Below are 9545 nucleotides of genomic sequence, written 5' to 3' on the forward strand. Positions count from 1 at the left end.
TTGGGGATGGAGAATTGGGCATCGGGAATTGAAAATTGAAAATTGAATATTGGAAATGGAAAATTGAAAATTGGGTAAAAAGAAGAAACAAGAAAAGGATATCGTTATATTTTTTTCCTTCTTCCTTCTTCCTTCTTCCCTCTTCCTTCTTCCTTAAGTCGGGACGAGTTCGCCTGGCCGCAATTTTGCCCATTTGCCGGTCTCTTGCTTGAAACTTTGACAGCCAACTACATCCCATTCCATTTCAATTTCGTCTTGGCGGGGGCGAATGTTGACGTTGATAGTGGGTTCTACGGGGTCGAAATCGGGTGTTTCGGTGAGGTGAAGCTGTTCGTGCTGTTCTTCTACGGCGTGGTAGGTGAAGCAGCGGTCTACATAGTGGCAGTTAATACAAATACACATTCTTGATATCCTCTGTGCATTTCAAAAAGATTGGTGAAATTTGAGCTTTCTGTTAATCTAGCGTAGCAAGAGTTTAATTGTTTGTAAGTTTGTAGATTTTTGTTGCAATGCCGATTAATTTGCCTTCTTCATTATCTCCTGATACTTGGCCGTTTGATTTGGAACTGCTGACACCGCCTGCTTATCTGGTGGGGGGTGCGGTGCGGGATGCGCTGCTGGGAAGGCGAGCGCACTATTTTGATTTGGATTTCGTTATGCTAACACGGGCCGTGAAGACTGCTCGAAAAATTGCCGATCGCACGAAAGGTGGATTTGTCTTGTTGGATGCGGAACGCCAAATTGCGCGGGTGGTGTTTGCGGGCGGTACGGTGGATTTGGCGCAAGCGGAAGGGGGGAGTCTGGAGGGGGATTTGCGGCGCCGAGATTTTCGGATAAATGCGATCGCCTGCAATCCTTTTACAGGAGAAATCATCGATCCTTTGGACGGTCAAACTGATTTGCGCTTGGGTGTGCTGCGGATGATTTCGCGGTCAAATTTGGAGGACGATCCGCTGAGGTTATTAAGAGCTTACCGCCAAGCGGCGCAATTGGGTTTTGCGATCGAACCGGAAACTCAATCGGCGATTCGGGAATTAGCGCCGCTGTTGAGCCGGGTAGCGGTGGAACGGGTGCGGACGGAATTAGGTTATTTGTTGAGCAATCCTGACGGTGTTCCTTGGATTTGTCGCGGTTGCGAAGACGGTTTGTTTTCCATTTGGTTTGAAAGTGCGATCGACCGTTTTGATATTTTGACAAAAATTGATGCGTCTGCTGCCAAGCTAGCAACAATTTATCCAGATTTGGAGAGAGAATTTTCGCGATCCATTCGAGATACGATTAAAACGCCGTTGTTGGCGGTTGCGAAGTTGGCTGTTTTGGCAGATTCCGACCCGACAATGGCTGAAACCCAGTTGCAGCGGTTGAAGTACAGCAATGCGGAGATTAAAAGTGCGATCGAGCTTTTGAAATACTTGCCCAAATTGCAAGCAAAACCTATCGCGGAAATGTCTTTGAGAGAACAGTATTTTTTGTTTCGGGATGTAGGAATAGTATTTCCAGTTTTAGCGGTTTTGGCGGTGGCGGCGGGAGTTGCGGTTGATGAGATTTCACTGTTAATTAATCGCTATCTGGATGCTGATGATATTATTGCTCATCCTACCCAATTAGTTAGCGGCAATGATTTAATGGAATATTTGAAATTGCCCAGAAGTCCACGCATCGGTCAATTGTTGATGGAGATTCAATTAGCGCGGGTGGAAGGGAGAATTGCGACTCGCGAAGATGCGCTGAAATTGGCGGGAGATTTAGTTGACAACTAAAAGATAGATATCTAAATTCTCAGCTTCTTTTGAACTTTTCAGTAGCTGCTGCATTCATTATATCGTCTTTAATCTCTCTCATCGTTGCAATGACTGTATCGTAAACATTTTGATATTCATTAAAATTCATACTTAAATATTTCCCGTGAGCTATGGTATTTCTGACTTGAAGTAGCTGTTTATCTATCAAGGTTTCTCTAAGCTGATATTTTTTATAATCGATACCAATAACAGTACAAATATCGCGAAAAACAATAAAACTCAAGTTAGATTTTGTTTGAATTATTCCTTCATAGGGAATATTAGCTCTCTCATTTAACTGCTGTAACATAAAATCAACGGCTGCAGTTTGCAAGTCAAATTTATTAGTATTGTCCATTTCATTAATTTTATTTTTGAGACAAAGAGCTACAAAGCATGACTCAAGTTGAGCGTGCCTGAATTTTTTTAATGATACATAATTTAAATAATTCTCTGCCGCACACTTGACAAAACCTTCCCAATGAGCGTATAACATTGCGATCCCGGCTCTAATCAGTGCATCTTGTAAAGCATCTCTGTTAGGTGTATTGGGAATTTTGCTTTTAAGTAGGCTAAGTTCCTTGATTCTCCAGCCAAAATCTTCATCTAAGTTATCCTGAAGATCGAGAAGAGTTCTATTTTTTTTACTCATTGCTTGCTAAAGTACGCTATCCCAAACTTACGCATTTTAGGAATTCTAACGCGCGCATTGGAACCCGATCCGCTGTAGTTAGTAAAATCACTTTCTGACCACATCTGCTTTACTTTTTCAGTTAACAATTTTAGGTGGGACTCCGTATCTGAATAATTATCAACGTTTGCACCTAATCCAAGGGTAACTGCTTCATAGGCCGATTCCAGAAACTTTCCCTTAAACTTTTCCCCGTCATATTTTTTGAAACTACTCTCTCCAGTCGATTTGCTCAGAAGCGAGAAGAGTTTGTAGAATTTTATTTTTTCTAATTCAAAATCAAACTCATTGTTTTTAGATAATTTGACCAAACAGTCAGTTAAATACTCATTCACATCCTTCATATCTTTGAGGTCAAAGTGCGAACAAATTACATATCTTAAGGCAAGTTCCATATCGTAACGCTCTAGCAAAAGCCTATCTGTTAGGGAAATACAGTTTTGGAAATCTTCATTACTTGCTAAATCAGACAACCACAAATAAACATCTTTGTTAATCATTACCAACAAAGAATTGCGAACCTCTTGATACGACAAAAAGGAACCGCCTGTATTCAGCCTTTCAAATACTTCAAACTTGGCATTAATATCTGAGCTTTTTTGAATAATTTCTACTTTGATTTTAGCTCTTCGGAAATCAAACTTAGGAAAAATCGCAGTATTATTGCGTTCCTCAGTTTCCCATACCGCATCTCTTAAACTGGGAAGCAGTTCCGTACCTTCAAGAACCAAGGGCGGTTTTTCATGTCCTTTTTCATCTTTGAGATAACCCATAAATTCTAAAATAGTTGATATTCTTTGCAATCCATCTACTAACTCCCAGATACCATCTTCTCTTTGATATACAAAAATAGGAGGGATGGGTATACCAAGCAATAAAGATTCAATAAATTTTGACTTTTGTTGTAAGCTCCATCTAAAATATCTTTGAAATTCTGGATCGATGATGAGTTCGCCATCTTTATAAAGATTAGCGATTTCCCCAATAGACATAGAATAACTATCTGTGCGAAATTCTTTAGTTTTTGTGGTAATTTCTTCTTGTAAGCTCATAGTATTTTACCTCGTTAGCTAATCAAGCTATTAATAATGAGATTCTCAGTTGAAGGGTGACATATCTAATTATAATTGATTTCCATCGCACCTAACAATGCTCTTTCAGGACGCTCGCCACCGCAACTCACAGTCAGTGCAACAATTTTAGCATCGATCGCCTGCGTTTTCCTCACAGCGATCGCGGTTCCCGCATTTACATCGCCAGCGGGAAAACAAGCCAAACTCAACATTTATCAAATTATGCTAGGTAATATCTTTTAATGATTCCGGCAGTTCAAACTTGCCATCTGCACCCGCTTCAAACTCAATAACTTTCAACACAGCATCAACATTCAGCGGCCCGTAAATGTGCGGGAAGGAATCTCCGCTGGCATCTTCGTATTTGATTTCAGATTGCACTTTCCCAGAGTCAATGCAAAGCAGCAGCAATCCTGTTTTTCCGACAAAAAACTTATTGGCAGATTTAACAACTTGCGGCAGTGTCGAACAGTGGATAAATCCTTCAGAGTCTAGGGTATCACCGCGATAGGATTTAAGCTGTTTTGCTTTTTCCCATTGTTGGCTTTGAGTGATGTGAAATATAACGCTCATAAATTATTTTACCTGAAATAAAGAACTTAGGCAGAGCATCTAGATGTGTGTTCCAAGGCTCTACCTAGGAACGAGATTAAAGGACTAAAATCCTTACTACAAAACTAGCACGATACGAGTACATCCGATCGCCCAAGAACTCTCATATCTTCCTCATCGAGTTCGACTGATGTACCGCTGCGAATTAGTTCCACAAAATCCTCATTCGGCACCATGATGCACAAAGTGTACAAACGTCCACTGCCCGTATTCTCAATTAGGTGAGTGCCTGTTGGAGGCACTAACAAACTATCTCCCGGTTGAATACTAACTGTTTTGCCGTCGCAGGTTGCTTGCCCTGTCCCTTTGAGTACAAAAAACATTTCGACTGCGAATTGATGGCGGTTGGGAGGAGTTTTGCCGCCCACATCGAAAATCTCCACGCAAACTGTTAATGAAACATTAGCTATTACCGGATCGAAGACGATCGCTAATCTATTAGTATCGCCCGGACTGATGCGAAATGCTTGGTAGTCTTTCGGAGACTTTATAACAGGAATCACGCACTGGTTTGTCATTTTTTTATTGTTAGTTCTCAGTGGTTATGTTTCTGCTGTCATTAGTGAGAATTCAGAGTCATTAGTCCGCCGCTCAACCTCCAAAGTTTATTGATTTCACAGGAGAGTTCGCTGTCAGAGCAGGAAGCGATATATAGAGGCTTTGCTGTGCGGGACTCTCGCACTCCTAAAAAACGCTTTTTACACTCCAGAGGGATACTCCCCTGATGACTGCTATTTAATTGCTTCTAACATAGCCTGAGAATCTGACAAAAAGCCAAAACATTGTTTAACGTTATAAAGAGTAGCTTGCCAGCAATATTCAGGAGATGTCGTAGCTGTACAATCTTTGACTAAAATACAGTCGTAACCGAGGAAATTAGCATCTTGCAACGTAGCCATGACGCACTGATCGGCGTTTACTCCTCCGAAGAAAAGTGTAGTTCTGCCGAGGTTCCGCAAGATACTATCTAAAGGAGTATCCCAAAAGCCGCTCATCCGATATTTATCAACGCAAATATCCTCCGGTTTGGGTTTTAATTCATCGACAACCTGCGCTGCCCAACTCCCTGCCATCAGTACAGGTGCGTTGTTTTTTGGCAGCGGATCTCCCAAACCTACGCCGTCGCCTGTGGGATTGTAAACGTGACGGGAAGCTGCACTAATATTGAGCAAATCGGGGCGGTTCCCCCAGTTAATCCAAATAATTGGTATTGCGTGCGATCGCAATTCGGGCAGCAAATTTTTTAAAGGATTAATTGGAGTTCTGGCGGGCGTTACATCTACCCCAATATGTGCTAGCCAACCGTCGGGATGACAGAAATCGTTTTGCATATCTATCACCAACATTGCTGCTTTTGCTAAGTCCAAACGCAGGGTCTTAGTTTCTGTTTCCAGGGTAACAGGTTGAGGCGCGATCGGCGATCGGGTGATATCGGCAATTTTGGCATCAACTTTCCAAGCATTCGGCGGTACGCCCAAGGTGCGGAGAAAATCAGGATTCATAAGGATTTTGACTCAAAAACGATTTTAATCTTATAACAATTTGATTGTTACTAACTTGTCATATCTTAAATCTTTACTATAATTAAGTATCAGGGGTAACTTTGTGATAATTTTTAGGATGTATTAAGTTTATTACAGTTTGGCGACCGCAAATGTTAGCGCCCTGCAATCCTACAATAAAAATTAATACAAATTTACAAACAGGGTAAATCTATGAGCTTTACAATTCAAAATGCTTTAATTCCGGTTGATAGCGGTTATGAAACCGCAGATGTAAAAGTAGTGGATAATTGCATAAGTGCAATCGCGCCCAATTTAGAGCCTGCGGGAACATTTATCGATGGCAAAAATAAGCTGCTGCTGCCCGGTTTTGTCAACGCGCACACTCACTCTTCAGAAATGTGGCAACGAGGCATTATTCCCCCTTTGCCGCTGGAGTTATGGATTGCCGAATTATACGATTTTACCCCTCTCGATCCCGAACAAGTTTATTTGAGCGCCTTGGGAACTGCGGTAGAAACATTGCTGTCGGGCGGTACAAGCGTAGTCGATCATTTAGTTTTGATTCCGGGGCAGGAATTGGAGACAATCGCCGCCGCAGTTCGCGCTTATCAAGAAATCGGTATCCGCGCTTTTATCGGGCCGTTAATTCAAGATCAATCCCTGACAGCGGGAATGCCTGCGGGCGATAGCGGACTCGAACACGCAACTTACATTCGCTCGACTAAGGCAACTTTAGAGTTAATGGAAGAAGCCATAAAACAGTTTCACAATCCCGAACAAGGTGTTAATATGTTGTTGGCGCCGACGGGAATTCAACTGTGTTCCGATGGTTTGTTTGAAGGCTGCATCGAATTGAGCGATCGCTACAATATTTGCCGCCACGCCCACCTCTTGGAAACTCCCGCTCAAAAACAGTTAGCTTACGAAAAATACGGCTGTAGCGCTGTCGAACACCTGCAAAAAATTGGTTATTTGAGTCCCCGAACTTCCTTAGCGCACTGCGTTTGGCTGGACGATGCCGACATTGCGATTATGGCAGCAACGGGAGCGACTGTCGTACACAATCCCCTCAGCAACTTGCGCCTGGGAAGCGGGATTGCACCGATTTTCAAATACCGCCAAGCGGGAGTCAACGTATCTTTCGGCTGCGACGGCGCTGCTAGCAATGACTCTCAAGATTTGCTGGAAGCGATTAAAATTGGTTCGATTTTGCACAATATCACGGATTTGGATTACCGCCAATGGATTACACCGCGCCAGTCTGTAGAAATGGCATCCCTGGGAGGAGCAAAAGGCTTGCATCTAGCCGATGAAATGGGTTCGTTGACTGTCGGTAAAAAAGCAGATTTTGTGCTGTATGATTTAACCAGTTTATCATTGCTGCCGCGCACCGATCCGATTGGCTTGCTAATATTGGGACGCCCGACTAATGCGGTAGACAGCGTTTGGGTAAACGGCAAGCAAATTGTCGCAGAAGGTAAGGTGAAAACGATCGATGTTGATGCTTTGAGGCGGGAATTATTCGATCGCAGCGAGTGGACTAGCAAGCGTCAATCGCAAACGGTGAGCGAGATTGAAGCGCACTACCGACAAGTGATGAAACTGCAAGGTTACTCTTAGTAGGGTAAAACTGAGATATTGCATCATTTTCAATAAGCCTTTCAAGGGCGGGCTAGGAGCAACGGCCCACAAGAAAATTAACTCTTGTGGAACAGGCCGGAAAGCCTGTTCTTGAGAAGGGTGCTATTTGGTGAGGTAAAATAGAACTCTCACAATAATATTTTCAAAAAATTAATGATTAAATTGCACAAATGGCAGCGGATACTGGGTTTAATAGTTGTTTTTGCGATCGCCCTTACCTCCTCCGCCATATTATCCCCCCGTCTCTTGGCTCAAGCCCCGCCCACCACCCCAACAACTGAATTGCGGGGCGTCTGGCTGACCAACATTGACAGCGACGTTCTCTTCTCCCGCAACAACATCATTGACGCTGTAAATCGACTGGACAAACTCAATTTTAATACCATCTATCCCACGGTTTGGCAAGGAGGCTATACGCTTTATCCCAGCGCAGCCGCCCAACGAGTATTCGGACAGTTGATCGACCCATCGCCCGGATTGAAAGACCGAGACATCCTCAAAGAAATTATAGCACAATCCCGCCAAAAAGGTATAGCAGTAATTCCCTGGTTTGAGTTTGGTTTCATGGCTCCCGCCGAATCGGAATTAGCCACACTTCACCCAGACTGGCTGGCGCAGCGGCGCGACGGTTCAACTATTTGGAAAGAAGGCAAGCACGAGCGAGTTTGGCTGAATCCCTTTCATCTCGAAGTGCAGCAATTTATCTTAGATTTAATCCTAGAAATTGTTGATAATTATGATATAGATGGCATTCAATTTGACGACCATTTCGGCTTGCCAGTAGAATTTGGCTACGAGCCGTTAACAGTCTCAATGTATCAGGAACAAATCAAAAGTCCTCCCTCCGACGACGCCCGCGAAACCTTCTGGGTGCGCTGGCGCGCTGACAAAATTAACGACTTCGTGGGGCGAGTTTCCCGCGCCATCAAATCCCGCAAAGAAAAATGTATTGTCGGCTTATCTCCGAACCCTTTTCACTTTTCTTTACCCGCCCACTTGCAGGACTGGTTTACCTGGGAAAGACGCGGCTACATCGACGAAATTGTGTTGCAGATTTATCGCAGCGATATCAAGCGTTTTAATGCCGAACTAGAACGGGAAGAAGTTAAACTGGCTAAACTTAACATTCCAACTGCGATCGGCATTTTGACGGGTCTTAAAAATAATTCAGTGCCACTCAAACAAATTCAAGAACAAGTGCAAGAAGTGCGAAAAAGAGATTTCGCTGGCGTCTCGTTCTTTTTCTACGAAAGTTTGTCGAATTGGGCGAGGGAAACCCCCGAACAGCGCAATTATGCGTTGCAAGAATTCTTCCCCACAAAGATGCAGCGCCCGCCATCCGAAGGCAGAATTTGAAACCTACGGTTAAAATGAGAAAAAGCATACAGCGCTTAGGAATTGTCATCTTATTTTTGACCGCTTTCCTAACAATTGGCTATCTCACTCCCAGAAAGTGGGGAAATTACTCGCAAGCAGATTGCACGATCTCTCTATACATTTCCAACCAAGGCATCCACACCGAAATCATTGTTCCAGTTAAAAATGAATATTTTGACTGGAATCAATATTTACCGCTAACAGAAATAGGGCGGGATGCCACTTCTGATTATAAATATTTGTCTTTTGGCTGGGGAGATAGAGCTTTTATGCTGGAAACTTCCACCTCAGCAATCATCAACCCAGTTACAGCTTTCAAGGCGCTATTTCTCCCTACTCCCTCTACCGTACACGTTGAAAGTTATCGGGTTGTCCCCCGAAATCTAGAAACCCAATGTGTGAAAATTAGTGGGGTAAATTATCTGAGGATGGTAAATTTTATTAAAAATTCATTCCTATTAGACGCAGCCGATAGTAAAATTAAAATTAGCTACGGCTATGACAACAGCGACAGTTTTTATGAAGCTAAAGGCAGTTACTCTACTTTGAGAACTTGCAACGACTGGACGGCCGAAGCTTTGCAAAAAGCCGATGTCAATACTCCTTTATGGTCAACGCTTTCTTCGGCGATTATGTTTCATTTAAATAGCGGTTGCAAATGTCACAAATAAATGGTAAGCTGTTACGCATTTAAACCACTAACGAGGCTTGTAGGGTGCGTCAGGAGTGAACACTTACGCTTACAAGGGAAACACTTCTATACTGACGCACCATACTATCGTCTTTTAAATCAATACTCCGGACAGTTTTTAAAGAGGGATGCGACGCCTACGGCAAGCAACGCTTACGCAATAAATCACAGAAG

General features: G+C 43.1%; 11 protein-coding genes. 4 read left to right on the forward strand and 7 right to left on the reverse strand.

The features are described 5' to 3' along the window. Window positions 1-153: 153 nt before the first annotated feature. On the reverse strand, window positions 154-402 hold the full coding sequence (locus tag QUA70_RS22600) for a Ycf34 family protein (protein WP_006632635.1): 249 nt from the start codon (window positions 400-402) through the stop codon (window positions 154-156). Window positions 403-509: 107 nt separating this feature from the next. Here QUA70_RS22600 and QUA70_RS22605 point away from each other — a divergent pair, with 107 nt between their 5' ends. Then, the gene (locus tag QUA70_RS22605) at window positions 510-1760 is read left to right on the forward strand and encodes a CCA tRNA nucleotidyltransferase (protein WP_333350058.1); all 1251 of its coding nucleotides are present in this window, start codon (window positions 510-512) and stop codon (window positions 1758-1760) included. 19 nt (window positions 1761-1779) lie between these two features. Here QUA70_RS22605 and QUA70_RS22610 read toward each other — a convergent pair whose 3' ends face one another. The 6 genes from QUA70_RS22610 to QUA70_RS22635 all read right to left on the reverse strand — a co-directional run bounded on the left by QUA70_RS22610 (window position 1780) and on the right by QUA70_RS22635 (window position 5659). Then, window positions 1780-2433, reverse strand: coding sequence for an MAE_28990/MAE_18760 family HEPN-like nuclease (locus QUA70_RS22610; protein ID WP_333350057.1), 654 nt, complete (start codon window positions 2431-2433; stop codon window positions 1780-1782). Beyond that, entirely contained in the window at window positions 2430-3524 is a 1095-nt protein-coding gene (locus tag QUA70_RS22615; RefSeq protein ID WP_333350055.1) for a DUF262 domain-containing protein, read from the reverse strand. Before QUA70_RS22615 ends, QUA70_RS22610 begins: the two co-directional genes overlap by 4 nt. A gap of 65 nt (window positions 3525-3589) precedes the next feature. After that, window positions 3590-3757 (reverse strand): hypothetical protein, encoded by a 168-nt coding sequence (locus QUA70_RS22620; RefSeq protein WP_333350053.1) that lies wholly within the window; start codon window positions 3755-3757, stop codon window positions 3590-3592. A gap of 13 nt (window positions 3758-3770) precedes the next feature. Continuing rightward, window positions 3771-4118, reverse strand: a complete 348-nt coding sequence (locus tag QUA70_RS22625) for a DUF952 domain-containing protein (RefSeq protein WP_333350052.1) — start codon at window positions 4116-4118, stop codon at window positions 3771-3773. Between the two features lie 104 nt (window positions 4119-4222). Then, the gene (locus QUA70_RS22630; RefSeq protein WP_333350050.1) at window positions 4223-4675 is read right to left on the reverse strand and encodes a cupin domain-containing protein; all 453 of its coding nucleotides are present in this window, start codon (window positions 4673-4675) and stop codon (window positions 4223-4225) included. Between the two features lie 213 nt (window positions 4676-4888). Next, complete coding sequence (locus QUA70_RS22635) at window positions 4889-5659, reverse strand: cysteine hydrolase family protein (protein WP_333350048.1); 771 nt, start codon at window positions 5657-5659, stop codon at window positions 4889-4891. A gap of 213 nt (window positions 5660-5872) precedes the next feature. On the opposite strand from QUA70_RS22635, the gene QUA70_RS22640 reads away from it, so the two are divergent. The 3 genes from QUA70_RS22640 (at window position 5873) to QUA70_RS22650 (ending at window position 9351) form a co-directional block, all read left to right on the forward strand. Beyond that, complete coding sequence (locus QUA70_RS22640) at window positions 5873-7282, forward strand: amidohydrolase (protein ID WP_333350047.1); 1410 nt, start codon at window positions 5873-5875, stop codon at window positions 7280-7282. Window positions 7283-7456: 174 nt separating this feature from the next. Beyond that, entirely contained in the window at window positions 7457-8659 is a 1203-nt protein-coding gene (locus QUA70_RS22645) for a glycoside hydrolase family 10 protein (protein WP_333334542.1), read from the forward strand. Window positions 8660-8673: 14 nt separating this feature from the next. Then, the gene (locus QUA70_RS22650) at window positions 8674-9351 is read left to right on the forward strand and encodes a TIGR02117 family protein (protein WP_333334544.1); all 678 of its coding nucleotides are present in this window, start codon (window positions 8674-8676) and stop codon (window positions 9349-9351) included. Window positions 9352-9545 lie beyond the last annotated feature (194 nt).

Source organism: Microcoleus sp. LAD1_D5 (assembly GCF_036702115.1).
In the GTDB taxonomy this organism is placed as follows: Bacteria; Cyanobacteriota; Cyanobacteriia; order Cyanobacteriales; family Microcoleaceae; genus Microcoleus.

Excerpts from the sequence above, each read along its gene's own strand:
- QUA70_RS22635 (WP_333350048.1), bottom strand. The coding sequence starts at position 5,659 with ATGAATCCTGATTTTCTCCGCACCTTGGGCGTACCGCCGAATGCTTGG.
- QUA70_RS22625 (WP_333350052.1), bottom strand. The coding sequence starts at position 4,118 with ATGAGCGTTATATTTCACATCACTCAAAGCCAACAATGGGAAAAAGCA.
- QUA70_RS22615 (WP_333350055.1), bottom strand. The coding sequence starts at position 3,524 with ATGAGCTTACAAGAAGAAATTACCACAAAAACTAAAGAATTTCGCACA.
- QUA70_RS22650 (WP_333334544.1), top strand. The coding sequence starts at position 8,674 with ATGAGAAAAAGCATACAGCGCTTAGGAATTGTCATCTTATTTTTGACC.
- QUA70_RS22645 (WP_333334542.1), top strand. The coding sequence starts at position 7,457 with ATGATTAAATTGCACAAATGGCAGCGGATACTGGGTTTAATAGTTGTT.
- QUA70_RS22605 (WP_333350058.1), top strand. The coding sequence starts at position 510 with ATGCCGATTAATTTGCCTTCTTCATTATCTCCTGATACTTGGCCGTTT.
- QUA70_RS22610 (WP_333350057.1), bottom strand. The coding sequence starts at position 2,433 with ATGAGTAAAAAAAATAGAACTCTTCTCGATCTTCAGGATAACTTAGAT.
- QUA70_RS22620 (WP_333350053.1), bottom strand. The coding sequence starts at position 3,757 with ATGTTGAGTTTGGCTTGTTTTCCCGCTGGCGATGTAAATGCGGGAACC.
- QUA70_RS22630 (WP_333350050.1), bottom strand. The coding sequence starts at position 4,675 with ATGACAAACCAGTGCGTGATTCCTGTTATAAAGTCTCCGAAAGACTAC.
- QUA70_RS22640 (WP_333350047.1), top strand. The coding sequence starts at position 5,873 with ATGAGCTTTACAATTCAAAATGCTTTAATTCCGGTTGATAGCGGTTAT.
- QUA70_RS22600 (WP_006632635.1), bottom strand. The coding sequence starts at position 402 with ATGTGTATTTGTATTAACTGCCACTATGTAGACCGCTGCTTCACCTAC.